This is a genomic window from Labrenzia sp. ATLA3 (assembly GCF_057180185.1).
On the sequence record NZ_JBXUKV010000005.1, the window covers coordinates 203,663 to 228,369 of the forward strand.

Sequence of the window (24,707 nt, forward strand, 5' to 3'; positions counted from 1 at the left end):
TGGCACGCCGGTTCCGGCGGTCAAGGTGGTGATGGGCGATGGGTAGTCATCAGCGGGTTGTACGCCTGCGGAGAACATACAATCAGTGGGTCGCAAACCAGACCCTGGAGGACTTTGCGCTCCGTTTCACCGCCAAAAGCGCCCGTCGCTGGTCACCGGTCTGGGTTGCCAACACCGCACTGGGCGCGATTTCCTTCCTGGCCCTCGAGGCGATCGGTGCAGCGGTCACCTACAACTACGGTTTCACGAATGCTGTTTCGTCGATTGCCGTCGTCTGCTTGATCATCTTCATCACCGGCCTTCCGATTGCCTATCACGCCGTTAAATACGGCGTGGATATCGACCTGCTCACCCGCGGGGCCGGGTTCGGTTACATCGGATCGACGGTAACTTCGCTCATCTACGCAAGTTTCACTTTCATCTTCTTCGCCCTTGAGGCGGCCATTATGGCGACCGCGCTGGAGCTGTTTCTCGGGGTGCCGCTCAATATCGGCTACCTTCTGTGTACGCTTGTGGTCATTCCGTTGGTGATCTACGGCATCACCCTGATCAGCCGGCTGCAGATCTACACCCAGCCACTCTGGATCGTATTGCAGATCCTGCCGTTTGCTTTCCTGGCCTGGCAGGGCGTGGCCCCGCTGGACGACTGGCAGAGTTTTTCCGGCCGGCTCGGGGACGAAGGCGGTCGGTTCAGTCTCCTTCTGTTCGGGGCTTCGAGCGCCGTTCTGTTCTCGCTGATCGCGCAAATTGGCGAACAGGTCGATTTTCTCAGGTTTTTGCCGCGTCAGCGTCGGGGACAACGGCTGAAATGGTGGTTTGCCCTGCTGGCCGCAGGCCCTGGCTGGATCCTCATCGGCGCGGTGAAACTGCTTCTGGGATCGTTTCTTGTGGTGCTGGCGCTGCAAAGCGGCCTTAGCCCGGACAAGGCAATCGAGCCGACGCACATGTATCTGGTCGCCTTCACCAAGGCCACGTCGCCGGAAGTGGCCGTCGCCCTGACCGGGCTCTTCGTGATTGTCTGCCAGGTCAAGATCAACGTGACCAACTCCTATGCCGGCTCCATTGCCTGGTCGAATTTCTTCTCCCGCCTCACTCACAGCCACCCGGGCAGGGTGGTGTGGCTGGTCTTCAATGTGTCGATTGCGCTCGCGCTTATGGAGCTTGGTGTCTACAAGGCGCTGGAACGCACGCTCGGTCTTTATTCCGTGGTTGCCGTTGCCTGGATCGGCGCGATCTTCGCCGATCTCGTCATCAACAAGCCGCTCGGGCTCAGCCCGAAACACATTGAGTTCAAGCGAGCCCACCTCTATGACATCAATCCGGTCGGCCTAGGCTCGATGGGCGCGGCAAGTCTGATCGCCCTGATTGCCTATTCCGGCGTGTTCGGCCAGACCGCCCATGCGCTGGCAAGCTACATCGCCCTTTTTACCGCTATACTTCTTGCCCCGCTGATCGCCTATGCGACCGGCGGCAAATATTATATCGCCCGTGAGCCCGTGAGGGCTGCAACTGCCGACGGAGAGCGGCCCCCCGACATTCAGTGCTGCATTTGCGAGCACACTTTCGAACACGAGGATATGGCCCATTGTCCGGTCTACTCTGGGCCGATCTGCTCGCTGTGCTGCTCACTCGATGCGCGCTGCGAGGACGACTGCAAACAGGAGGCGCGCATTGCCGACCAGGTCGGCGTTCTGCTTCATTCGATCCTTCCGGACCGGATCGCCGGCTGGATGAGTTCTCGGATCGGGCTGTATTTCAGTCTCATGATCCTGATCACCGCCTCGCTCGGGGCAATCCTGTCACTGGTCTATCTCGAAGCGGAAACCATTTCTCCTGGAGCGGGAAGCGAAGGCGTTGCCAGGGCTTTGACCCAGGTCTTCTTTATTCTTCTGATCACCTCGGGTGTCATGGCCTGGCTGTTCGTTCTCGTCCACGAGAGCCGGAAATTCGCCAATGAGGAAACAAGACGCCAGACCAGTCTTCTGATGAAGGAAATTCGGGCGCACAAGCGCACTGACGCCATGCTGCAGAAGGCAAAGGAAACGGCGGAGGCCGCGAACGAAGCCAAGAGCCGCTATGTGGTGGGGATCAGCCACGAACTGCGCTCGCCGCTGAATGCTATTTCCGGCTATGCCCAGTTGATGCGCAAGGACCCGGCGATCCCGGCCCACAGACGCGACGCCGTGAAAGTGATCCAGCATTCGGCCGATCACCTCGCCGGGCTGATCGAAGGTCTTCTGGATATCTCCAAGATCGAGGCCGGGCATCTCACCATCTACCGGGAACGCTTCAATCTGCATGAATTCCTGGCGCAGACCGTCGACATGTTCCGCCTGCAGACAGACGCCAAGGAATTGCGCTTCCTTTTTGAACCGGCGGAAAACCTACCTGTCTTCGTGTTCGGTGATGAGAAGCGTTTGCGCCAGGTGTTGATCAACCTGCTGTCGAACGCGATCAAATGGACGGACTCAGGCAGCGTCAAGCTGAAGGTGTCCTATCACAGCCAGGTTGCGGAATTTGCGGTTGTCGATAGCGGCATAGGCATCGCTCCGGAAAATCTCGAGCGGATCTTCAATCCGTTCGAACGTATCGAGGAAGACGGCAAGGAGGCAGTTCCGGGAACAGGGCTGGGTCTGACGATCACCAAGCTTCTGAGCGAGGTGATGGGGGGCGATATCCAGGTTTCAAGCACGCCCGGTGTCGGCAGTACATTCAAGGTCCGCATGCTGTTGAGTGCTGCGGAGGCGCCGATCCAGGCGGGACGGGCGGAAAAACGTATTCTCGGATACCAAGGTCCGATCCAGACGATCATGGTGGTGGATGACGACCCTGCCCAGAGAGCGCTCATCAGGGATTTCCTGTCGCCGCTTGGGTTCAAGGTTCTGTCGGCCGCCGGCGGCCGTTCTTGCCTGGCGATGGTAGAGGACGAACGTCCCGACGCCTTTCTGCTTGATATCAGCATGCCGGGCATGAGCGGCTGGAACCTTGCCCGAAAATTGCGGGAAAGCGGATTTGGCGACGCGGTCATCATCATGATTTCCGCCAATGCGGATGACAGCGGCCGAGACCCGGTGCACAGGATCTATCATGACGATTACCTGGTGAAGCCCGTGAGGCTGCAGGAATTGCAGGACAAGCTTCAGCTGGCATTGAAACTCGTCTGGCGCACGGACGCTGCGATGGTAGCATCGCCGGTTGACGGTTCGCGATCGTCAGGGAGAGCGATATTCGAGAAGGCCTGTCTGCCGTCGGAGGAGAGCCTCGGCATCTTGAAGCAGCTGAGTGACGTCGGCTATGTGCGGGGCATCAAGGCCAAGCTCGACGACATCGAGGCGCATGAACCGCATGCGGCGGACTTTGTCCATCACATGCGGGGTCTCATCAAGGAATTCGATCTCACACAATACGACAAGCTTCTGGAAAGGCTCGGACATGATCATGAGTGCTCCTAGTCAGGCCGAAACGGTGCTGCTGGTCGACGACACACCTTCTTCCCTGGGCATGCTTTCGGATGCTCTGGAGGAGGCCGGCTTTACCGTGCTGCTGGCGCAAAGTGGCCGAAAAGCGATTGAAATAGCAGCCCGCGTCATCCCCAACGCGATCCTCATGGACGCGATCATGCCGGAGCTTGACGGGTTCGAGACCAGCAAACGCCTGAAGGCACTGGAAGACCTTCGGGATGTGCCGGTCCTTTTCATGACCGGATTGAGCGAGACGGAGCATATCGTCATGGGCCTGGAGGCAGGCGGCGTCGACTATGTCACCAAGCCGGTCAACCCTGACGAACTGATTGCCCGCCTGCGTGTTCATATTTCCAACGCCCGGAATTCACGCAGCGCTCATGTGGCGCTAGATGCTTCCGGGCGTCACCTTATGTCGGTAGATCTGTCCGGGGCGGTGTGCTGGGCGACGCCGCAAGCCTCCGCGCTTCTTGGAACGGGCACGGCCGAGGACGCCGCCGCTTCCGGTCAGCTCCCCGAGACCGCTGTCGACTGGTTGCGCCTCTACCTGTTGCCGAAGGGCAAGGCTGCGCAGAAGGAAGAAGAACTGATCGCCCGTGTCAAAGGCCGCGAGCTGCGCTTCACCTATGCCGGCAACATCAGCGCAGGCGAGCATTTGCTGCGTGTATCGGATGTCTCGGACAGCGTCCCTTCCGAAATCCTGAAGGACGCCTTCGATTTGACGGGACGCGAAGCCGAAGTCTTGATCTGGATCGCCAACGGCAAGTCCAACAAGGAAATCGCCTCGATCCTGGATATGAGCCCTCGCACGGTGAACAAGCATCTCGACCGGATCTTCGGGAAGATGGGAGTTGAAAACCGAACCTCAGCCGCTGTGGTTTCACTCAGGCGCATCCTAGAAAGCTGAGCTAATTTCAGTACACTTTTTAATAGTGTCAAATATGACTGCGGATCTGTTTGTCGAGCGGCTGAAGATCATAACCAAATGATCGTCTTTTCTTAGGCTATGGACCTATAAATGGGTTCGCTGAAAGATTTTGCTCAACAAGCGGCCTTTGTATTGTGCGGCTGGTTCATACTTTAAGTGCCAGTCAGAAAATTAATAAGTAAATCAAATTTATTTTTTATTTCATCCTTTGCCGATGATGAATATAATCCGACAAAAAGAATAATGTTTCGATTTTTATCTATCTATGGTAACAATATTAATTATTAATAGCATTTTTGATCATTTTGCATCATCGACTTACAAATTGAGTGGAATTAGAACCTTATTGATCCTTGTCAGCCAGCGCTGTGATCTTTAGTTCCTTTGCGTGATTTGTGAAGGGTGAGCATGGTCATTTGGGAGGCTCTCAATGTCTGACCATTTGCGACATCTATTTTTTATGGGCCCCAGGGACAAATTGCCGAAACCCCTGGAAAATGCATTGGTTCGAGAACTGCCGGATCTCGTTGTTCAGGTGTCAACCGACTGGAAGGCGCTGACAGAAAAGGCCGAGCGTGAAAAGGTGGTACCTGCCTTGATCCTTGTCGATGAAGGGTTCGGCGCTTTGAATACCAATCTGCTACAGCAATTTCAGGACAAATATCCCGATGCCGTCCTGTGTTTGACCTTCAACGGAGAATACGGGTCCAGACAGCATATTCGCGACTGCTTGAGCACCGGCATCGTCAACAACGTGATCCCCATGAACCTGAGGCTGGACCTTTGGCTCTACGCCATCCAGATAATGTTGCAGGGAGGTTCCTATATGCCACCCGATCTGTTCGAGCTTCTTGAAGACGGTTCGAACATGCGGCTTGAAAAGGCAAACCATCTCGTTGATGCCAAAAACAACAGCGACGTCGACCCGGTCAATACGCTGACGCGAAGAGAGCGTGAGGTGCTGTCGCTGATTGCTCAGGGGCATCAAAACAAGAATATCGCTGCAAGTCTTTCCTTGTCGGAGCACACGATCAAGCTCCACATTCATCACATCATCTCGAAAATGGGCGTCTCGAACCGGACGGAGGCCGCCGCAGCCTATCTTCAGTTTCACCGATCCGACAAAGGCAGCAGCTAGGTGGGGGACCTGGCGCACCGGCGGCACGCAGAGCCGGACACTTGATGAGGTGTTATGCCAGCTTGGCATGCTGGTCAGTGCGTTTTCTGGCAGAGGCGATTCTGTTGATATATCGGGAAATTTCTGTTTTTCCGGCAAACCACTCTGAAAAAAATCCGGAACAGGTTTGTGTGGGGCGAACCGCCTTTGGTTATTGCGGAAACTTGTAAGCTCGAGACCAAACGGTAAAACCGCAATTTGGAAGATGACTTAAGTTATTGAAAAATAGAACTAAAAATAGAAATCCTGGATGCCGTGCGTCGGGAAAAAGCGCTAAATGATGCAAAGCTGCATGCGGAAAGTTACCTCCGCGGCCTTGCGCAGCCTGTTCAACCTTGAAGTGTTAGGGTTTCGTTAACTTAAATTTCCTTGCACCATCAGCAGGAATCCGGCATCCATGACGGAGTTAAAGCTCATATCGGGCATAAAACCGTCAGAGGGCATTGATGGCCGTTACCGAACAAATTTCCGGTGGACGCGATACGACCGCAAAGATCGAAAGTTTCACTCAGAAGCTTTCGGACCGTTTGCAGACGATGCGCGAAATGACCTATCCACCGGAAGCCCGCAAGGTTTTTGGCCGGACGTTTTCCACCACGGATCTGGTACGACTGCTGGGTGTCCCTGAAAGCACGCTGCGCACGCTGACACTTGAAGGCAAGGGGCCGCAGCCACATCGCGCTGAAAACAACCGCCGGATCTATTCGGTCGAGCAGGTTTGGGAACTGAGAGCGTTCCTTGCCGAACTTCGGCCGGACGATGCCCATCGTCTGGTTCCGCATCGCCGCGCGGGCGAGAAGTTGCAGGTGATTGCCGCTGCAAACTTCAAGGGCGGCAGCTCCAAGACGACCACATCCGTTCATCTGGCGCATTATCTGGCCATTCAGGGATACAGAGTGCTGTGCGTTGATCTGGACCCACAGGCGTCCATGACCACGACATTCGGCATTCAACCGGACCGCGATCTTCGCTCCGGCGAGGATGATGACGAGCGCACCGATACGACCTACGACGCGCTGCGCTATGACAATTACCGCGTGCCTTTTTCCGACGTCATTCGCGAAACCTACTTCCCGGGCATTCACCTTGCCTGCGGCAACCTGCGCCTGATGGATTTCGAATACGATACGCCGACTGCGCTGGCCGAGCGGACAACAGACGAACTCGGCCTCTTCTTCCAGCGGCTCGATGCCGTGATCAAGTCGGTGGAGGATCATTTCGACGTCGTTGTCCTCGATACGCCGCCGTCGCTCGGATACACCACAATGGCGGCGCTTTACGCTGCAACGGGTCTGATCATCACCGTTCATCCGGCCATGCTCGACGTGTCGTCCTGTTCCCAGTTCCTGAAGATGATTTCGGATGTGACCCACACGCTGTCCGAAGGCGGTGCGGTTTTCGAACATGACTTCACGAAGTTTCTGCTGACCAGGGTCAATCCCAACGACGGGCCGCAGAAGATCATGTCCGGCACGATGCGCGACCTGTTCGGAACGGACGTTCTCGTGGCCGAAGCGATTGAATCGACCGCTATCGCGTCTGCCGGAGTTGCCAAGAAAAGTCTTTACGAAATCGAACCCGGTGAAGTTGGCAGGGAAACCCTTAAGCGGGCGCTTGAAAGCGCGGACCGCGTCAACGCCGAAATTCTTGATCTGATCAAGAGTGTGTGGGGCAGGGAGGTTTGACGATGAAAAAGTCGATCGTCAAAATGATGTCCGATGCAGCGGCGGCAGCCGCTGACAAGAATGAGCCGCCAACACCTGTCGCGAGCCAGAAAGTGACCGCACCCGTCGTGAATTCCATGGGGCGCGCCTTGTCGCATATGCGCGAGGACAGCATCGTCGCTCTCGATCCCTCCAAGATCGATCCCAGCCCTTTCTCCGACCGTTTCGAAACCGACCACGAAGCCGAAGAAGCTCTGGAGGAACTCAAGCTCTCCATCCAGGACGAAGGCCAGAAGATCCCGGTTCTGGTGCGGCCGCACCCCACGGAACGGGACCGGTATCAGCTTGCCTACGGTCATCGCAGGTTGTTTGCCATCAAGGCGCTGATGGCGGAAGCGGGCAAGCCTGAGACGTTCAAGGTCAAGGCGTATGTCCGCAAGTTGAGCGACGCGGAGCTGATCAAGGAACAGTCGCTTGAAAATGGCGTTCGTGAAAACCTGACCTTTGCCGAAATGGTTCTCTGGGCTGTGCAACTTCGCGAGGCCGGTCTCAAGCAGCGTGAAATGCAGCCGGTGCTTGGCCAGGTCCAGACCGTCATTTCCAACATGCGAAAGATCGCCGACAGCATCCCGCACGACATCATTCGCACCATAGGGCGCGCCAGAAATGTCGGCCGGCCAGCGTGGATGGAACTGGCAAAACTGTTTGAGGATCCTGCAGCGGAACAGCGCGTACGTGATGTCCTCACCAGCGAGGACTTCAAGCTTGCCGCGGCCCAGGACAGGATGGCCATGGCAATGCAGGCGGCAAGGGGCAAGCAAAAGAAGGCAGCTTCATCAGCGCTTCCAGCCGCGGAAATTACCTCGAACGGTGCCGTGCTGGCCAAACTGAAGAGAACATCGGCGGCAACCGTGTTCTCGATACCGAAATCCGAAGCCGAATTCGGCCACTGGCTGGAAGAGAACCTTCCGGACGTTTACCGCGATTTCCTGGAGCAAAGGAAGGGAACGGGACGGACGAAAGGATGAGTAGAATTGCGGCACATCTCGATGAGATTTGCCGGGCACATGATGTTCCGGGGCGGGGGTTCAACGATCGTTCCGGACCAGATCGGCAACAGGCCGGATGTCGGCCGAGGCCGGTAGGAAAGGAGACGGTGCGAGACAGCTAAAGATAAAATGAAAAGAGACCGAAACGGCGGCAACCGTTCAGTCTCTTTAATCACGGTTCAACTTGGAACGTCCAAACAGGAACCTCAACACTTCCCTGTTTTAGGCGAATTCCGAATCACGCGCAAGATCCATCTTGTGTGAGCGGTGGATTTCGGCCGATTTCCTGACGTTGAACCTCCTGAAACGCACAACGCCGCACGTTTGCTCGTGTCGGCGAACGGAGGTTGTCATGCCTACTGTTTCGAACGTCTCTTCCTTTCGGAAGGTGACGCCGGGAATGCTTGCGTCCCAACGACTGGCGATGTCGAATGATATTCCCGATATTGGAAAATCCGAAGTCGCAATTGCCCTGAAACGGGCGGCGCAGCCGATCGGGCTGACGTCGACAGCCTATCATGTCCTGGACATCCTGCTTGGCCTTTCAAAACCTGACGATTGGAAAGGGGACAACAGGCCGGTTGTAGCCATCTCGAACGAGAAGCTGGCCTCTTACGTCGGCAAGAGTGAACGCACAGTCATTCGAGCGATCAAACAACTGGTGGAAGCCCGTATTCTGGCCTACCGGGACAGTTCGACCGGCCGCAGATGGGTGCACCGGAACGACAGTGGCGACATCACGTTTGCCTATGGACTCGATTTTACACCTGCCAGGGTGCGCTACCGGGAAATCAAGAGGCAGGCCGACGAATGGCAGGCGCATCTCAATGCCGTACGTGAAGCTAAACGAACTGTTGCAAGACTTTCCAGAGCAATTGTCGACATCGTTGAAGCGACGAAGGATATCGACCTCACTGATTTTCATGACCAAATGCAAGCCATTCTGGAAAACAGGCAGGATATCCAACTCAAAGCCCAGGCCTTGCTGGATCTCTACGATCTGCTGATGGAAGCTCTGAAGGAAGCCACAGACACACAGGATAAGGCGCCTGAAAACAATAATATGTCAGGCGAACATGACAAGAATGTCACCCCTTTATTTAATACAAGCTCACCAGACTCTTATACTAATAACCGGACATCTGCTCACGCAGATGAAAATCAAAACAATACTGACGTCGCCTACGGCGCCGAAATAGCTCCTGACAGGGAGCAAGCGGAGCGGGGTCAGGTCCCTAACCAGCATTCTTCCGGGCAGAAAGGCACAGGTAAGGCGGATTTTGCCCGTTCTGAAACCCTGGACGCTGTTTCGATCTCTTTGCTGGAAAGTGCGTGTACGTCCATTCAAAGTGATTTCGGCATTACTCTCAACAGCTGGCCTGATCTCATTTCTGCTACGGATGTGCTGAGGATCGGCATCGGATTGAGCGAAAAGGGCTTTACCGAGGCGTGCGGAAAGCTGGGACGGCATGTTGCGGCGGCAATCCTGGCGATGGTGGCCGAAAAGGCGCTGCGCGACCCGGAAAAGATCAGTTCACCTGGCGGCTACTTCCGGGCGTGCTGCGAGCGCGCGGCGGAGGGCAAGCTTGCGCTGGCAAAATCGCTGTTCGGGCTGGCGGCGCGTTGAGCCGCGGTCAGACCAGTCTCCTGGGCCTGACCGGGCATCGTTGCGAAATCGTGGCTGTCCGTGCTCGCCAGTCCGGATCATTCAGGCAGCGACTGAGGCTGAGGTGTTGCGCCCTTGATCGTTGCAAGCGCAGCGGCCTGGCGTCTGGAATTCCGGTGCTTGGTGATTTGCGTGTCGGCAATGACACCGATGAGTATCACGCTGCCCATGACCGCAAAGTTGAGGGAGGAGGGGATGCCGAGCAGATTGACGAGGTTCTGCAGAACCTGCAGCAGGATGACACCAAGGACGACGCCGACAACCGATCCTTCGCCTCCGCGCAGGGAAAACCCGCCCAGAACGGCGGCGGCGATTGCGTAGAGTTCGTAGAAGTTTCCGTGTGAGGCCGGGTGAATGGAGCGCGTATACATGGCAAAGAAGATTGCGGAAAGGCCGGTCAGAACGGCGCAGATGACATAGGCAAGGACGATGACCCGTCTGGTGTTGATGCCTGTGAAACGCGCAGCTTCCTCATTCTTTCCGACGGCGAAAAGATGCCTGCCGAACACGGTCCGGTGGAGAACGAACCAGGCGATCACCGCGATGATGGAAAAAGCAATGATCGAGTGCGGCACGCCGCCGGTTCGCCCCGAAATCAACCATTCGAGCACTGGAAAGTCATCGCCGAAGGAAAAGCCGGCGGTTCCGTCCTTGGTATAGAACCGGGCAACGCCGCGATAAATCAGGAGCCCGCACAAGGTAACGATGAAGGGCTGCAACTGGAGCCGCGTGATCAGCCAGCCGTGAATCGTGCCGAAGATGGCCCCGCAGGCCAATACGATGAGGGCAGCAATCGGCCAGGGCACACCCTGAACCACAATAAGGTCGACAAACAGCACGCCAAGCAGTGCAATGAGCGAACCGACGGACAATTCGATGCCGGCCGTCACAATCACGAAGGCTTCGGCCAGGGAAAACAGGCCGAAAAGACCGATGAGGTTGGCTGTGTTTGCAAGGTTGATCGGCGACAGAAACCTCGGATTGATCAAGGCGACAACCGATCCGACGGCCAAAACGAGCAGGGCCAGCCCGATATCCTTCTTTTGCATTCGTATTCCTCACCGATTAACCGACTGCAAGCCGGAGTATGTTTTCTTCCGTCAGTTCGTCCGAGTTCAGAATTCCCGTCACATGCCCCCGGCGCATGACCGCCACTCGGTCGGACACGCCGATGACCTCTTCCATGTCGCTCGAGATCATGAGTATGCCGACCCCTTCGCGCGCCAGCGCTTGAAGCAGGTGGTAAACTTCGGCCTTAGCGCCGACGTCGATGCCGCGGGTGGGTTCATCGAAAATGATGACCTTCGGATTGGTGGCTAGCCATTTCGCCAGCACGACTTTTTGCTGGTTTCCGCCCGAAAGCTCCGCAGCAGTCTGGAAGACGGAACTTGTCTTGATGGCGAGACGGGCCTGTGAATCCTTTGCAAGGGCTGTCTCGCGCTCTCTGTCGACAACGCCGAGACGCGACAGCAATTTCAGGCAGGGCAGAGAAATGTTGCCGGTAATCGGGAAGTCCAGAAGGAGCCCCTGTTCCTTCCTGTTCTCGGGGACAAGCGAAAGTCCGGCCGAAATCGCTTCAGGAACTGAATGTGACTTGAGCTCGGTGCCATTGAGACGGATCATTCCCTCTGACAAGACATCAACACCGAAGATGGCCCGCGCAAGCTCCGTCCTTCCTGCTCCGACCAGCCCCGCCACACCGAGAATTTCTCCAGCATGGAGGTCGAGGTCGACACTGGCGGCGGGGAAGGTGCTGGTGCGGACACCCCGCAGGGAAAGGATTGGAGTGGCCACGCCATGCGCGGTTTTTTCGTAGAACTGGTGAACGTCCCGGCCGATCATCATCCGCACCATCGCGTCCTTGCAGATTTGCGAGCCGGTAAGGTCGCCGGCATTTCGGCCGTCGCGCAGGCAAACGACCCTGTCGGCGACGTCCTCAACCTCACTGAGGCGATGGCTGATAAAGAGAACCGCAACGCCCCGGCTTCGTAATTGCCGCATGACGGAGAGCAGTCTTTCCGTCTCCGACAGGGTCAAACTGGACGTCGGCTCATCGAGGATCACAAGACGCGCGTTCATCGACAGCGCTCGGGCAATTTCAAGCAATTGCTGATCGGCAAGAGAGAGGCCGGATACGGGATCGGCGGGACCAAACCTTGTGCCAAGAAGTTGCAAGATCGGCGCAACCTTGGCTTCCATGGCCCGCTTGTCGAGCAGCCGCAACGGGCCTGAGGTAATTTCACGCCCAAGCAGGACGTTCGCGGTCACGTCGAGATTGGAAAACGGATTGAGTTCCTGATGAACGAAGGCGATGCCCAGGCTGCCGGCCTCCGCAGGCGAAAGAGCGCTGCGATGCTGGCCGTCGATGTGAATGTCGCCGCCATCAGGCGAGACCGTTCCGCCGAGCACTTTCATCAAGGTGGATTTACCGGCGCCATTTTCGCCAATCAAACCGACGATCTCTCCGCCCGAGATACTGAGATCGACATCCTGCAGGGCGACAACACCTGGATAGACCTTCGTTACCTTGGAAAGTTCGAGCGAAATCTTCTGAAAACCGGATGGCAAGAGCTGGCTCCAATAGGTCGGTGGCATAGGCTGCGCAGTCCGCAATCTGCGGTCCGCGCAGCCACTGGCAGGCTTGGGAGTGTCGCCTAGCCTTTGATCCGCGCCTTCAGTTCCGTTTCGAAGGCATCGACGTTCGATGTGTCGATGATCTTGGTTGGAACGATGATGAGTCCGTCCCCCGGAATGCCGCTCTTGTCGCCTTCCAGGAACTTTGCCATCAGGTGCATGCCCTGATAGCCCCATTGGTAGGGGTCCTGCACGACGGTGCCGGCAAAGCTGCCTTCGCGGATGGCGCCGAGCGTGATCGGGTCTTCATCGAAGGCAATTACGGTAATCTCGCCCAGTTTGCCTGCGGCCTGCAGCGCTTCGTAGATCTTGGGCGGGTTGTAGGAATAGAACCCGACCATGCAGTCGACCTCGGGATTGGCAGCCAGGACGTCGTCGACATTCTGGCGGGCCTTGGGAAAGTCGACATCGTCGCCGCGCACGTCGACAAGTTCGATACCTGAGCCCTTGACCGTTTCCCGGAAGCCGGCGATGCGCTCCTTGGCGTTATCCGCGCCGAGGAAGCCAACAAAGCCCATGCAGGTGCCGCCATTCGGCAGAGCCTTCTTGGCGATTTCGCCTGCCTGATTTCCGGCAAGCGTGTTTGACGATCCGAGATAGGCGATGCGATCGCTTTCTGGCGCATCGCTGTCTGTCGTGAACAGCGGAACCTGCGCCGCGATGCGGTTGAATGCGCCGATTGACGTCTTCGGATCGACCGAGGAAATCATGATGGCGTCCGTACCGGCGGCCACAAGATCGTCCATCAGCGCGTTTTGAAGCGCGGCCGTTCCCTGTGCCGGGTACCGGAATTGCAGTTCATAGCCGGGCAGTTCGGCCTGGGCGGCGTTCACGCCCGCCTCGGCCAGTTTCCAGAAATCAGACGCTGCGTTGACGACGAATGCGAGCTGCGGTTTGTCCTGGGATTGCGCCGCTGTAGCAGTGAAGGCGGCGACGGCCGCGATGCAAAGAGTTTTCCCGAATTTCATATTCTCCTCCCTTTTGAGACTGTTGGAACTAATGCGCCCAACAAATTATTAGTAATATTATTAGTAAGTGAATTCAAGCCATGCTTGGGAAGCGCCTGTCGTCATCTCAGTGACCCGCACCGTAACGGCACGCTTCCGTTGTGTTTGTCTGAAGGTCCATTTCAGGCACGATTTCACATTTCCGGAATGCCGGCCGGAGCGTCTCCCTGTGAGGCTTTTTGGAAAAAGCGCCGCCGGATCCAATGCGCAAATCCGGCGGCCAGAGGAGAGGCTAATGGGTTAGTTGTTCGCGCAGAACCCCGGATCTTCCTGGTTGCAGACATCCAGGCCCGTGTAGAGCGGATCTTCAACGCTCTCGCCGTTGATCAGCTGAATCATCACATCGGGTGCACGGTAGCCCATTTCAAAGGGGCGTTGTCCGACCTGGGCGTGGCTTCTGCCTTCGCGGAATGCCTTCGTCTGCGGGGGCAGCGTGTCGCCCGCGATGATGATCAGATCCTTTGATTTCAGCTTGTCCATGACCTGGTCTGTGACCTGCGTATAGGCCTGGGGCGCGAATTGTGCCCATCCGCCAATAAGGATGAACGCATCGAGATCCGGGTTGGCGATGAAGGTATCTGCCATCTGCTGGTTGGCGAGATCGGCCTGGTCGTTCGTGAAGACCGGGCATCCGTCAATTTCAGTCCAACCATTCTGACCGGTCAGGCGGTCGGTCCCTTTTGCGCCGGAAGCCGTGTCACGGAAGCCTTGAGCGCGGGCGTTGATGTTGTCCGCAGCCACGTTGCCGAGCTGCAGGCAGACTGAGCCGCCCTCAGGCTTCAGTTTGGCCGCTTCCTCGGCCATCTTGACGCCCATCAGGTAGTTGTCGGTTCCCAGATAGGTTTTGCGCAAATCCCGGTCTTCCGCCAGAAAATCCGCATCGATCGTCATGACGGGGACGTTCGGCGCGATCTGGCGGATGCGGTTGGCCATCGCGGGAGCGTTGGACGGTGAAATCGCGATCGCCGCAACGCCGCGTGTCAGGAGATCGTCCACGATCTGCACTTCACCGGCTTCGTCAGCGGAAGACGCAGGCCCTGTGTAAAGGCATTCGTACTCACTGTTCGCGTTTTCGGACAACCATTTCTGGCAACCGAGATTTATCTGTTCGAAGAACGGGTTATCGAGACCTTTCACGACAATCGCGAGCGTTTTCTTGTCCTGCGCCGGTGCGGAACCAATCTGGAAAGCCATTACGACCGCAGTCCCGAACATCAATATCTTGCGTCTCATGCGTATCACTCCCTTCTGTTTTTCAGGTCCCGGCGCGGATTACCCCGGGTACCAGATCATGCGGGGATCTTTTTCGTCCCTTCTGTAGTTCCAGGCCCGTTCGATGAGGGCCTTGAGGTCCACCGACGGGCTCCAGCCGAGCAGCAGGCGCGCCTTGGTGTTGTCGAGCCAGTTGCTGTGCATGGATGTCGGGATTTCGGCGATCTTCAACGAACGGCTTTCGGCGAGGTGACGTGCGGCGCACCCATAGTCGACCGGTTCGTTCATCGAGATGTTGAAGAGCTGTCCGGCCGCTTCCGGCGCATCGAGAGCCGCCAGAATGGCCAGGACGAGGTCGTCCACATGGACGAAGTTTCTTTTCAGCGGGTGACCGTCCCTGTCCTTCAGAAGCGGCACGTGGTTGCCGTCTGCGTAGGTGCTTAGATCCTCCTCCGGAAGCAGCTCCGTCCAGAGTGGACCGCCGAACTGGTCAGGCCCGAAAGAGAGCGCAAAGCGGAAATCATCTTTCTCCATGATCCAGGGCGCCCGTAGGACACAGCCGTTCAGGCCGTATTGATGCCGGTATTGTTCCAGCATCACTTCCTCCAGCACCTTGGTCAGGGCATAGCAGCCAGGGTAGGCCTTGCGCTCCGAGGCTTCCGTCACCGGGCCTTCGAATGGCTGAAAGGCATGGCCGACGGCACAGTCTCCGCTGATCAGAACGAACTGACGGGCGGTCTCCTGTCTGCGGAATTCCTCCAGAAGAACGAACATGCCCTTGACGGAAACATCTATTGCCAGATCGGGGGATTCCTTGACCGCGGCCATGTGCAGGACATGTGTTACGCCCTCCATGGCACTTGCAACAGCGGCTGGATCGGCAATCGACCCCTGAACGACCTGCACCCGCTCACCACCGGAAATCATCCGGTTGTTGCAAAGCGCCACGACGCTCCACTCCCGGAAACGATCCGATGACAGGAACTCCGGCAAAAAGTTTTGTCCAACCTTTCCGGAAGCGCCGGTGAGCAGCAATTTCATTCAACGTCCCCCTTGCGTTTATTAAATAGTATTTATTAATATTAGTTAGTCAAGGATCGAAATTGATTGAACGGCGGTGTCTCAGGTGGGCGGGGGGCGGGATGGGAATGATCATCCCCGCAGCCGGACTGCCGAGGTCGGCAACGGTCGCAGAACCGGACCGAAAACCGATTGGGGAGGAGCGATCGAATGTCGAGGCTACGGCTGACAGGAATCTCAAAGAGTTTTGGTGCCATCCAGGCCCTGAGCGATGTCTCGCTCGAGGTCGCACCAGGGGAGGTGCTGGGGCTGATGGGCGATAACGGTGCGGGCAAGTCGACGCTGGTGAAGATTGTCGCCGGCAACTTCAGGCCCACACACGGATCGATTTCCATCGACGGCGACACGGTGGACTTTCACAAGCCGCGCGATGCGCAGCGGCAGGGAATTGAAGTCGTCTATCAGGATCTCGCGCTGTGCGACAACCTGACGGCAGCTTCCAATGTGTTTCTCGGCCGTGAACCGAGGCGGCAGTTCGCCGGGTTTCGCTTTCTTGACTACGCCACCATGCACAGTCGCTCGGCAGAGCTTTTTGCCATTTTGAAGTCGGAGACCCGGCCCCGCGATCTCGTCAGACGTATGTCGGGAGGGCAGCGCCAGGCCGTCGCCATCGCAAGGACGCTGCTGTCGAATGCCAAGATTGTGCTGATGGACGAGCCGACTGCTGCGATCTCGGTGCGTCAGGTGTCGGAGGTGCTGGATCTGATCCACCGTCTCAGCGACCAGGGTATCAGCGTCGTGCTGATCAGCCATCGCATGCCCGATGTCTTTGCGGTGTGCAGCCACATCGCCGTCTTGCGCAGGGGACAAATGGTCGCCAGCAAACTGGCCAGGGACAGTTCACCAGAAGAAGTGACCGGCCTGATTACCGGCGCCATTGAAACGGCGTGAGGAGAAGTTTCCGATGACAACTCTCGAACAAGCTATCGACCTCAGCCAGCACCGGTCTCCGGTCTCCCGGATCCTCGGTTCCCAGATTTTCTGGGTGTTTGCAGCCGCCGTTCTGGCGTGTCTTGCGCTCACGCTGCTGACGGATTCCTTTGCTACCCAACGCAATCTCTTCAATGTGACGCGGAATTTTGCCTTTGTCGGCCTCATCGCAATCGGAATGACGACCGTGATTGCCTCCGGTGGCATCGACCTGTCGGTCGGCTCTACGGTGGTTCTGGCCGCAATGGTCATCAGTGTGCTGATGTCGTCGGGATATCCGTTCTGGATTTCCGCGCTGGCCGCGCTGGCCGCCGCGGCCGGGGTGGGATTGCTTAATGGGCTTTTAATCGCCTATGTCGGCATGCCACCCTTTGTCGTGACGCTCGGAATGCTGTCGGCGGCCCGCTCGCTTGCGATGGTGCTATCGAACAACAAGATGATCTGGGAATTCGGACCCGATCACGATTTGCTTCTTTGGGTTGGCGGAGGCTCGACCCTCGGTCTGCCGCATCCGATCTATGTTCTCATCTTTTTGGCCGCGTTGATGAGTGTTGTCTACCGCTGGACGAGGTGGGGCCAATATGTGTTCGCAATCGGCGGCAACGAGCAGGCGGCGACGCTCACGGGCATTCCGGTCAAGCGAATCAAGGTCTCGATTTACATGTTTTCCGCGCTGACCGCCGGTGTTGCAGGCATCCTCATGGCTGGCTGGCTCGGCAGCGTGACCACAAATCTCGGTCAGGCGATGGAATTGACTGTGATCGCCGCCGCCGTCATCGGCGGCGCGAATCTTGCGGGTGGCCAGGGAACGGCTCTTGGAGCGGTGATAGGGGCCCTGTTGATCGAAGTCATTCGCAATTCATTGATACTATTAGGTATTTCGACCTTCTGGCAGGGAATGTTCATTGGCTGCTTCATCATTATCGCTGTTGCCTTTGACCGCATCCGAAATTTGAGCACAAACGACTGAAGGCACTGGAGTACCAGATACATGGCCGGCGAAGACAACCTTGGAACCGTTGATTTTGCAACGCAATACGGATAGTCATTCGCCGGCTTTGCGGCCACCTTCTTCAACGGTGAGGAAAACCGGAAACTAATGTCGAAAAAACGCCGGCTCGGAACAAATAGACGTCCTACGATGATGGATGTTGCCGCGACTGCCGGAGTTTCGCAGGCAACGGTTTCACTCGTTCTGAACGGCAGTCCGGGCGCGAAACTGAGCGATGCGACGCGCAGACGGGTGAACGAAGCTGCAAAGCAGCTTGGCTATAACCTTGTGCGCCGCGGCCCCCGAACGGTCATGGGCGACCGCACCAACATTCTTTTCATTGCCGACGAGATCACGACGGATCCCTGGATGGCGCTCGCGTTCGAGGGGGTCAGGGACAAGGCCTACGAATACGGCATACACGTCAGCCTTGCGGTCAGCCACGGCGACGAAGAAACCGAAAAGATGATCCTCTCGCAGATGAGCCACATGCCGTTGCTGGGGATCGTCTATGGAACAATTCTGACCCGCCGGGTTGATTTGACGCCGGTCTTCGACGACCAGCACACGGTATTGCTGAATTGCTATCGGCCCGAGCGTGACCTGCCGTCTGTCGTTCCGGGCGATGTGCTCGGCGGACGTACCGCGACGGATCATCTCATTAATGCCGGTTACAGTCGTATCGGGCTCATCAACGGGCAGCAGGGGGTGGATGCGTCCAGAGACCGGCTCAAGGGCTATCGGCAGGCGCTTTCAAGTCACGATATTCCGTTTGACAGCGAGTTGGTCAAACCCGGGAACTGGGAGCCGCTTTCGGGTTACGAGCACACTCATGCTCTCCTTGATCTCGACACGCCTCCGGACGCAATATTCTGCGCCAACGACCTTATGGCGCTGGGGTGCTACGATGCCTTGAAGGAACGTGGCCTCCGCGTTCCGAACGATATCGCGGTGATAGGCTTCGACAATCGCGAGATTTCCAAGAGCATGCACCCGCCGCTGTCAACGCTTCTCCTGCCGCATTACGAAATGGGCGAAATTGCATTCGAGCTTCTTCTCGACAATGCCAATGGCCGTCAGGCCGGCCCGGCACAAATCAAGGTGGAGTGCCCGCTTGTCGAGCGCAATTCGGTGAAGGCAACGGCTGACGACTGAAGCGCCAGGGGATCACTCAACGCGGAACGCTAAAAAACGCTCTGTTTTGCCCTGGACAAGAAAAATCCATGACCATCCTGGTTGCTGCACTTCAACCCTTTGCGTGAGGAGTGGCAGATAAAGCCGCCGAACTCGCCGGTCACGCCGTATTCGGCTCTATCAAATCCGCCTTTGGTCCTGTCCGTTTGAACGCAGAGGATTTCAGCGGGACCTTTCTCTTTCATGGAAAAAGTATGTCCCCAATCGAGATTGCAGCCGCCTGGTTTCGGCAACGCGGGCGGGCCAGATCGCTGGATTATCGTACAGGTGATTTCAGACAGAACATTGAAGTCCTCGCCCACGGTGCACTGGATGTTTTCCGACGGTGTTTCAAATGTCCAGATGTCAGCCAATGAGACGCTGATGGTGAACCATAGGCCCAGAGCGAGTGACGACAGGAAAAGCATGGTGCGAAAACGCGAAGATACGCTATTGCCGTTCGATTGAGTAAAGCCGTTTTCGTCGATCATATCCAACTCACTCTCCCCATAGGAGCATTCGCATTTGCTCAAATTCTCCCGCGGAGAGAATATTCACCTGTGCAACGTGCGGGAACTCTCCGATTGTCATGACTTCAAGGTATCGTCCGGCGGGCTCCTGAAAATACAATTTGCATGGGGCCTCCCCAACAGGAGAGCAAGTCGCAACCTCGACATAGCCGTCCTCGTAAAGGCCGCGTGCAACGAACGCGAGATCCTCGGCAACCGGATTCTCGAAAGGCTGCCAACCGTTTGTCAAAATAATGGACCTGGCTTGATCATAGGGAAGGCCTATTAACTCGTGTGCCGAAGACTGAAACTCTTCGGACGCAGCCAGGACGGCATCGCCCGCGATCAAGGTTTTGGTCACGAGCACAGCGGCCACACCCAAGGTTGCTGTATTCCACTGTCTCTTGTTCATGTCAGGGCTCCCCTTTCACCTGCAGAAGTGAGCTGTTCCCAAACCCTTGCACAAGTTATGGCGTAATTTAACCTACTTTTTGCACCTTCTGGTTGGGTCGTTCGGTGTAAAGTCACTCCAGCAGTGCAGGGCAGGCGGTTTGCCGCCACGTTCAGGGCACTCCGAGGCACCACGCCGGTCAAGGCCTGTGCCCGGACAACAAGCCGGGCGTTTTGACAAGTTCAGATGCTTCCGATCAGGCGGGTTGAGATGTCGATGATATCGCGGGACACCAGCGAGTTTGGTGTGTACCTGCGGGTCAGAACACCCAGCTGCATCTTGGGAGGCAAGTCGGGAACGTCTATCGGGCACAATCCGCTGCCCCAGAATGAGTCATTCAGAATTTGAGGCGGGCAGAAGGCGATGAGATCCGTCGAGCGGTTCAAGGCGGCCAGGAGAAAGGGGGAGCGGCACAGGGTTGGCGGGTGAGCCAGTGTTATCTTTTTCTGCGTCAGCCAATCGAGGGCAACCTGGTCTGCACTTCCGGGAGAGGGATTGAGGAGCCAGCGTTCGCCCGCCAGTTCCTCCCAGGTAACAATGCGGTTGGCGAACCGTTTCGAGCGACTGACAGGCGAGATGGTCACCTCCGTGAAGGGCTGGAACGCCAGATCCGCCGGCAATGCTTCGGGCGTTGCGATACCAAGGGCAAGGTCCAGCTGTCCATCCAGCAGACGTGGCACAATATTCCCCAGCGTTCCGGTTTCAACGTCCAGCTGGCCCTGCGGATGCCGGCGTTGAAATTCGTGAATGATCCCGCCGAGCTTCGTCACCGCAACCACGGGCGTAACCGCGATACGCGCAGTCGCAATCGCTTGCCCCGAAATTCGGCGAACCTCCTCTTCGGCCCGGCGCATGGAGGTGAGGATCAGGCGTGCGTGGTCCACCAGAACTTTTCCCGCTGGCGTGAAACGCGTCCCCCGGGAGGCCCTGACGAGCAAAGCAGCCCCCGTTTGCGTTTCGAGTTCGCGCAGCGTCTTGGTCAATGCGCTCTGGGACAGGCCCATGTCACGCGCTGCCCCGCGGATTGAACCGCTTTCGGCAAGCGCTATCAGGGCCTTGAGTTGGTGTGTTTTCACTTTGAATGACCACCTTTTGTTGTCAGTAGACAACATTATGTGTCTGTACAGCTCCTGCCAACCTGCTCTGATTGGAACGCCAAAGCACGCCGGGTCTCACGCCAGACGGAGGCTGAGGCATATCGTTACAAAAATCGGAAGCCTGGAGGAGGGCACTTGTGGTTCATAAAAATATTCGGACATTTTCGGCGGTGTTGACGATGGCGCTGTTGAGCCAACCCATAGCCGCGTCTGCCGACGACGACACACGTTGGTTGTCTCAGACAATGATCAACGGCCGTGCCAGCATGTTTGACCCTGCGCTGAATTTTCTGACATTCCAGCACATGGACCAGATGTTCGCCACGCGCACGGTCGAGGCGGGAGAAAACGCCAAAGCGCTGCCTTCGAAGCCGGTCTCCCTGGAAGGGGAGTATGAAATCGACGGCAAAAAAATGAGCCTGGAGGAGGCGCTCGAGAGCACTTCCACAAATGCCCTTGTCGTCGTGAAGGACGGCAATGTCGTGTTCGAGACCTACCGGAATGGCAGCGATGAAAACACCCGTTTTCTTACGTTCTCGGTCGCGAAGTCCTATGTTTCGACCCTGATCGGCATGGCCCTTGCCGATGGCTCTATCAAAAGCCTGGACGACAAGGTTACCGACTATCTGCCTGACATGAAGGGGAGTGGCTACGACGGTCCGACGCTTCGCGACCTGTTGCGTATGCGCTCAGGCGTGGAGTGGCTCGAGGTCTATGAGTTCGGTAGCGATACGCAGCTGACAAAAGTCCACGACAATTCACTTGTCGCATACAAGTATCGCTGGTGCGATTACGCGGCAAATGAATCCAGGCCAGGCCCAGACACGCCAGGATCTGCGTTCAACTATGCCACGCTCGACACGAGCGTTCTCGGCTGTGTGCTGGAGAAAGCGGTTGGCATGACCGGGGCGCAGTACATGTCCGAGAAGCTTTGGAAGCCTGCCGGAATGGAAAACGACGCCTATTGGATCATGGACGGGCCGCCTTCCGTCGGCAGGGAGTTCTTCGGCGCCGGCCTTGCTGCGACGGCCCGGGATCATGCCCGTTTCGGTCTGATGTTTCTGAACAATGGCCTTGCGGACGGCAAGCAGATCGTGTCCGCGGACTGGGTGAAGGAGGCCACAGTTCCCGATGAGGGCTCGGAACCGACAGGTCCGGGCGAGGATTTTGGCTACCAGTATCAGTGGTGGACGGTGCCTGGGTCGGACGCGTATTCGGCGATCGGGCTTTACCATCAGTTTATCTACGTCGATCCGGCCAACAATCTGGTGATCGCAAAGGCCAGTCATACGGCCGAGCCGGTAGGCCATGACAAAGAGAATATGGAACTGTTCAGCCAAATCACGGACCGTCTGGAAAACTGAAACGCCCGTTGAACATGTAAAAATGCGCGGTGTTTTCTCCCGCGTGACCACCGAACCGCACTGCTTTCCCGTGGTGCGGTTCGAAGGTTTTCAGAGGTTTTTGCAATTTTGGCCTCTGTCGCGCGATTCCTGCTTATTCAAAATAATTTTAATAAAACTTCCGTAGATGCGCGACCGACGGTTCTCTGTATTTGTTGTAAATCGGTGCTTCATGCGTCAGTTTTCGAAATTAGAGTTGACCTAGCGGCATGCTTGAAGCATATCGTGAGTTGTTCTAACGACGGTCATTCATCATTGGTTATGCTGGTGTAAGTATTCTCAAGCGAGAAAAGCTATTTCTGACCGCGGAATGACATGAAACAGGTGACTTGTTAGCGTCAATTCAGGCTAAAGATAGTACTTAGAGCGACTATTCCTCAGAGTTATCTGCAGTTTGAAGCTGGCCTGATTTGAGCGAAGTGACATTTTTCACTTTTTCTTGTAGTTGGACATGGAATCACGGGAATTGTGACATGAATTGTACTTTATTTAATGCTTTCGTGATAAAGCTAATCGATTAATTGACCGGATCGATCTACCCGACGTTCGTCTTTCTGTGGCGTGTCTTGGAATGGCGGTCCGGTGTGCAGGATAGAATTAGGTGACGGCACAAAGAAAAAAACAAGGGTCCCGAGGTGTTATCCGCCTTCTCGTAGAATATTCTCCAAAAGTCGCAATTTTGGGAACTCTTCTGGCTGCTTTTTCAACAATCCTGTTTGGTTTAAGCTGGCTGAATATCTATGCGATTTTTGAGACGGCGGCCACGCCACCTGTCAATTCAATCAGCATCTTGCTGACGGGACTTTCACTGTTTTTGTCTCGCAGGCCCTTTCGGTCGAAGCGACTTCCTCTGGCAATCGCGACCGTCAGCTTGCTTATCGCCATGATGAAACCGCTGCTTGGCCTAGCAGGCTTGATGAGCAGTTTCTGGATATTGACCAACTCCACCATTGTTTGCCTTCTGGCAATCGCCGCAATTCTTGTCTCGATCCAGAAGCCGGTGGCTGCACAGGTAAGCGCAGTGCTGGCGATCCTGTTGTTTGGCGCCAGTCTGTTGGGCGTTGTGCAAGCCGCTCCCGGCTCGAAGGTTGCCATTCTGATTTTATATGCCGGCGGCTTTCTCGTGGCTTCAGGCGTTTTGACCAGGACGATCTACCGGGGGCCGCTCTATCGCATGGTCAGTGCGGGGTCGAGCGCCAAATACATTTTTGCGCAGGCCTTTTTGGTCGTTCTTCTGGCGATCGGCATAACCTATCTCAGCATCCGCAACACCATCCATCCGTACTTTGTTCCCCTGGCCGTGATTGCCATTCTCTGTCTGATCTACTTTGTGCTTCTTAAATTGATGCCGTTCCTTTCTCACAAGCAGGTGCAGCCACTCGTTCCCCCGGCGAGAAGGCAGGTTATCAATGACATTGAGCAAGCATTGGCTGACAAGCAATTTGCGACCTACTATCAGCCGCAGATTGAATTCGAGACGGGCAGGCTGGTCGGTGCGGAAGCACTCGCCCGATGGATACATCCGGAAAATGGTGTTGTGTCCCCGGCAGATTTCATTCCGGTTGCTGAGCAAAGCGGTCAAATCATCGAAATTGGATACCAGGTCCTGGAACGGGCATGTATCGATGCGATGAAGTGGCCCTTTTTCGAAAACCCCAATGTGAACCTTTCCGTGAATGTCTCTCCGGTGCAGTTGCAGGCGCCTGATTTGCTGGAAAATGTCCAGCGCATACTCGGAACGACAGGTTTGGCCCCCGAGAAACTGGTGCTCGAGTTGACGGAAACAGCGCTTGTCCGCCGCGGGGAGCCGGGTTTCGATACCATTTGGGCGTTGCACAACCTTGGAATATCGATTGCGGTTGATGACTTTGGAACCGGATATTCCTGCTTGGCCTACCTGAGTGATTTGCCGGTCCAATATCTGAAGATCGATCAGTCCTTCGTCAAAAAACTTCCGGATGACGCACCTTCAGCGACGATTGCCCGCAGCATCGTCGGGCTTGGGTGCGGTCTGCAAATCAAAATCGTTGCCGAGGGTGTTGAAACGGCACAGCAGGAAGAGTTCCTGAAATCCATCAACTGTCACAAGGCACAAGGATATTTTTATTCAAAGCCGATGTGTCAGGAAGATTTCCTCGATTGGGCCAGTGACTTCGAAGAGAGGTCCGCCATGGAGAAATCGGGGCGAATGGAAGGGAAAAAAATATTTTTTGCTTGAGGTCTTTTGTCGGCTCCACCGTCTCTTGACGCCTGCAATGGTATCTGCGCCGATCGC

The 24,707-nt window shown here is 56.4% G+C and carries 19 protein-coding genes; 11 read left to right on the forward strand and 8 right to left on the reverse strand.

The window, feature by feature from the left end:
• Positions 1-38 precede the first annotated feature (38 nt).
• From AC2A6O_RS15170 to repC, 6 genes are all read left to right on the forward strand, one after another.
• Positions 39-3,452 (forward strand): hybrid sensor histidine kinase/response regulator, encoded by a 3,414-nt coding sequence (locus AC2A6O_RS15170; protein WP_498928264.1) that lies wholly within the window; start codon positions 39-41, stop codon positions 3,450-3,452.
• Positions 3,439-4,368: a response regulator transcription factor gene (locus AC2A6O_RS15175; RefSeq protein WP_148583992.1), complete on the forward strand. Its 930-nt coding sequence runs from the start codon at positions 3,439-3,441 to the stop codon at positions 4,366-4,368. The genes AC2A6O_RS15170 and AC2A6O_RS15175 overlap by 14 nt, the downstream gene beginning before the upstream one ends.
• A gap of 523 nt (positions 4,369-4,891) precedes the next feature.
• Complete coding sequence (locus tag AC2A6O_RS15180; protein WP_498928266.1) at positions 4,892-5,527, forward strand: response regulator transcription factor; 636 nt, start codon at positions 4,892-4,894, stop codon at positions 5,525-5,527.
• 485 nt (positions 5,528-6,012) lie between these two features.
• Positions 6,013-7,251, forward strand: coding sequence for a plasmid partitioning protein RepA (gene repA / locus AC2A6O_RS15185; RefSeq protein WP_148583994.1), 1,239 nt, complete (start codon positions 6,013-6,015; stop codon positions 7,249-7,251).
• Positions 7,252-7,253: 2 nt separating this feature from the next.
• Positions 7,254-8,258 carry a plasmid partitioning protein RepB gene (gene repB / locus AC2A6O_RS15190; protein ID WP_498928269.1) on the forward strand — a complete coding sequence of 335 codons (1,005 nt, stop codon included), beginning with the start codon at positions 7,254-7,256 and terminating at the stop codon, positions 8,256-8,258.
• A 373-nt stretch (positions 8,259-8,631) separates the two neighbouring features.
• Positions 8,632-9,906: a plasmid replication protein RepC gene (repC, locus tag AC2A6O_RS15195; protein ID WP_498928270.1), complete on the forward strand. Its 1,275-nt coding sequence runs from the start codon at positions 8,632-8,634 to the stop codon at positions 9,904-9,906.
• 77 nt (positions 9,907-9,983) lie between these two features.
• Here the strand turns inward: repC and AC2A6O_RS15200 are convergent, their stop codons facing one another.
• The 5 genes from AC2A6O_RS15200 to AC2A6O_RS15220 form a co-directional block, all read right to left on the reverse strand.
• Positions 9,984-10,994 (reverse strand): ABC transporter permease, encoded by a 1,011-nt coding sequence (locus AC2A6O_RS15200; protein WP_148583997.1) that lies wholly within the window; start codon positions 10,992-10,994, stop codon positions 9,984-9,986.
• A gap of 16 nt (positions 10,995-11,010) precedes the next feature.
• Positions 11,011-12,540 (reverse strand): sugar ABC transporter ATP-binding protein, encoded by a 1,530-nt coding sequence (locus AC2A6O_RS15205; protein WP_498928273.1) that lies wholly within the window; start codon positions 12,538-12,540, stop codon positions 11,011-11,013.
• Between the two features lie 59 nt (positions 12,541-12,599).
• Positions 12,600-13,547, reverse strand: coding sequence for a sugar-binding protein (locus AC2A6O_RS15210; protein ID WP_498928274.1), 948 nt, complete (start codon positions 13,545-13,547; stop codon positions 12,600-12,602).
• 279 nt (positions 13,548-13,826) lie between these two features.
• Entirely contained in the window at positions 13,827-14,819 is a 993-nt protein-coding gene (locus AC2A6O_RS15215) for a substrate-binding domain-containing protein (RefSeq protein ID WP_162530018.1), read from the reverse strand.
• Between the two features lie 39 nt (positions 14,820-14,858).
• Complete coding sequence (locus tag AC2A6O_RS15220) at positions 14,859-15,839, reverse strand: NAD-dependent epimerase/dehydratase family protein (protein WP_498928277.1); 981 nt, start codon at positions 15,837-15,839, stop codon at positions 14,859-14,861.
• A gap of 189 nt (positions 15,840-16,028) precedes the next feature.
• On the opposite strand from AC2A6O_RS15220, the gene AC2A6O_RS15225 reads away from it, so the two are divergent.
• From AC2A6O_RS15225 to AC2A6O_RS15235, 3 genes are all read left to right on the forward strand, one after another.
• Entirely contained in the window at positions 16,029-16,769 is a 741-nt protein-coding gene (locus AC2A6O_RS15225) for an ATP-binding cassette domain-containing protein (protein WP_498928279.1), read from the forward strand.
• Between the two features lie 13 nt (positions 16,770-16,782).
• Positions 16,783-17,778, forward strand: coding sequence for an ABC transporter permease (locus tag AC2A6O_RS15230; RefSeq protein ID WP_148584001.1), 996 nt, complete (start codon positions 16,783-16,785; stop codon positions 17,776-17,778).
• Between the two features lie 171 nt (positions 17,779-17,949).
• Entirely contained in the window at positions 17,950-18,954 is a 1,005-nt protein-coding gene (locus AC2A6O_RS15235) for a LacI family DNA-binding transcriptional regulator (RefSeq protein WP_209001066.1), read from the forward strand.
• Positions 18,955-18,983: 29 nt separating this feature from the next.
• On the opposite strand, the gene AC2A6O_RS15240 is transcribed toward AC2A6O_RS15235, so the two are convergent.
• The 3 genes from AC2A6O_RS15240 to AC2A6O_RS15250 all read right to left on the reverse strand — a co-directional run bounded on the left by AC2A6O_RS15240 (position 18,984) and on the right by AC2A6O_RS15250 (position 21,008).
• Entirely contained in the window at positions 18,984-19,463 is a 480-nt protein-coding gene (locus AC2A6O_RS15240) for a DUF6636 domain-containing protein (protein WP_498928282.1), read from the reverse strand.
• Between the two features lie 7 nt (positions 19,464-19,470).
• Positions 19,471-19,893, reverse strand: a complete 423-nt coding sequence (locus tag AC2A6O_RS15245; protein ID WP_498928284.1) for a hypothetical protein — start codon at positions 19,891-19,893, stop codon at positions 19,471-19,473.
• Positions 19,894-20,114: 221 nt separating this feature from the next.
• Positions 20,115-21,008 (reverse strand): LysR family transcriptional regulator, encoded by an 894-nt coding sequence (locus tag AC2A6O_RS15250; RefSeq protein ID WP_498928286.1) that lies wholly within the window; start codon positions 21,006-21,008, stop codon positions 20,115-20,117.
• Between the two features lie 158 nt (positions 21,009-21,166).
• On the opposite strand from AC2A6O_RS15250, the gene AC2A6O_RS15255 reads away from it, so the two are divergent.
• A complete protein-coding gene (locus AC2A6O_RS15255) occupies positions 21,167-22,393 on the forward strand; it encodes a serine hydrolase domain-containing protein (protein WP_498928288.1) in 1,227 nt (408 codons plus the stop codon).
• Positions 22,394-23,033: 640 nt separating this feature from the next.
• A complete protein-coding gene (locus AC2A6O_RS15260; protein WP_498928290.1) occupies positions 23,034-24,650 on the forward strand; it encodes an EAL domain-containing protein in 1,617 nt (538 codons plus the stop codon).
• The last annotated feature ends 57 nt before the right edge of the window (positions 24,651-24,707 follow it).

What these genes read in the sequence shown, in the direction of transcription:
- AC2A6O_RS15245 (WP_498928284.1), bottom strand. Translation starts at nt 19,893, where the DNA reads ATGAACAAGAGACAGTGGAATACAGCAACCTTGGGTGTGGCCGCTGTG.
- repC (WP_498928270.1), top strand. Translation starts at nt 8,632, where the DNA reads ATGCCTACTGTTTCGAACGTCTCTTCCTTTCGGAAGGTGACGCCGGGA.
- AC2A6O_RS15200 (WP_148583997.1), bottom strand. Translation starts at nt 10,994, where the DNA reads ATGCAAAAGAAGGATATCGGGCTGGCCCTGCTCGTTTTGGCCGTCGGA.
- AC2A6O_RS15220 (WP_498928277.1), bottom strand. Translation starts at nt 15,839, where the DNA reads ATGAAATTGCTGCTCACCGGCGCTTCCGGAAAGGTTGGACAAAACTTT.
- AC2A6O_RS15235 (WP_209001066.1), top strand. Translation starts at nt 17,950, where the DNA reads ATGATGGATGTTGCCGCGACTGCCGGAGTTTCGCAGGCAACGGTTTCA.
- AC2A6O_RS15240 (WP_498928282.1), bottom strand. Translation starts at nt 19,463, where the DNA reads ATGATCGACGAAAACGGCTTTACTCAATCGAACGGCAATAGCGTATCT.
- AC2A6O_RS15205 (WP_498928273.1), bottom strand. Translation starts at nt 12,540, where the DNA reads ATGCCACCGACCTATTGGAGCCAGCTCTTGCCATCCGGTTTTCAGAAG.
- AC2A6O_RS15215 (WP_162530018.1), bottom strand. Translation starts at nt 14,819, where the DNA reads ATGAGACGCAAGATATTGATGTTCGGGACTGCGGTCGTAATGGCTTTC.
- AC2A6O_RS15170 (WP_498928264.1), top strand. Translation starts at nt 39, where the DNA reads ATGGGTAGTCATCAGCGGGTTGTACGCCTGCGGAGAACATACAATCAG.
- AC2A6O_RS15230 (WP_148584001.1), top strand. Translation starts at nt 16,783, where the DNA reads ATGACAACTCTCGAACAAGCTATCGACCTCAGCCAGCACCGGTCTCCG.
- AC2A6O_RS15210 (WP_498928274.1), bottom strand. Translation starts at nt 13,547, where the DNA reads ATGAAATTCGGGAAAACTCTTTGCATCGCGGCCGTCGCCGCCTTCACT.
- repB (WP_498928269.1), top strand. Translation starts at nt 7,254, where the DNA reads ATGAAAAAGTCGATCGTCAAAATGATGTCCGATGCAGCGGCGGCAGCC.
- AC2A6O_RS15175 (WP_148583992.1), top strand. Translation starts at nt 3,439, where the DNA reads ATGAGTGCTCCTAGTCAGGCCGAAACGGTGCTGCTGGTCGACGACACA.
- AC2A6O_RS15225 (WP_498928279.1), top strand. Translation starts at nt 16,029, where the DNA reads ATGTCGAGGCTACGGCTGACAGGAATCTCAAAGAGTTTTGGTGCCATC.
- repA (WP_148583994.1), top strand. Translation starts at nt 6,013, where the DNA reads ATGGCCGTTACCGAACAAATTTCCGGTGGACGCGATACGACCGCAAAG.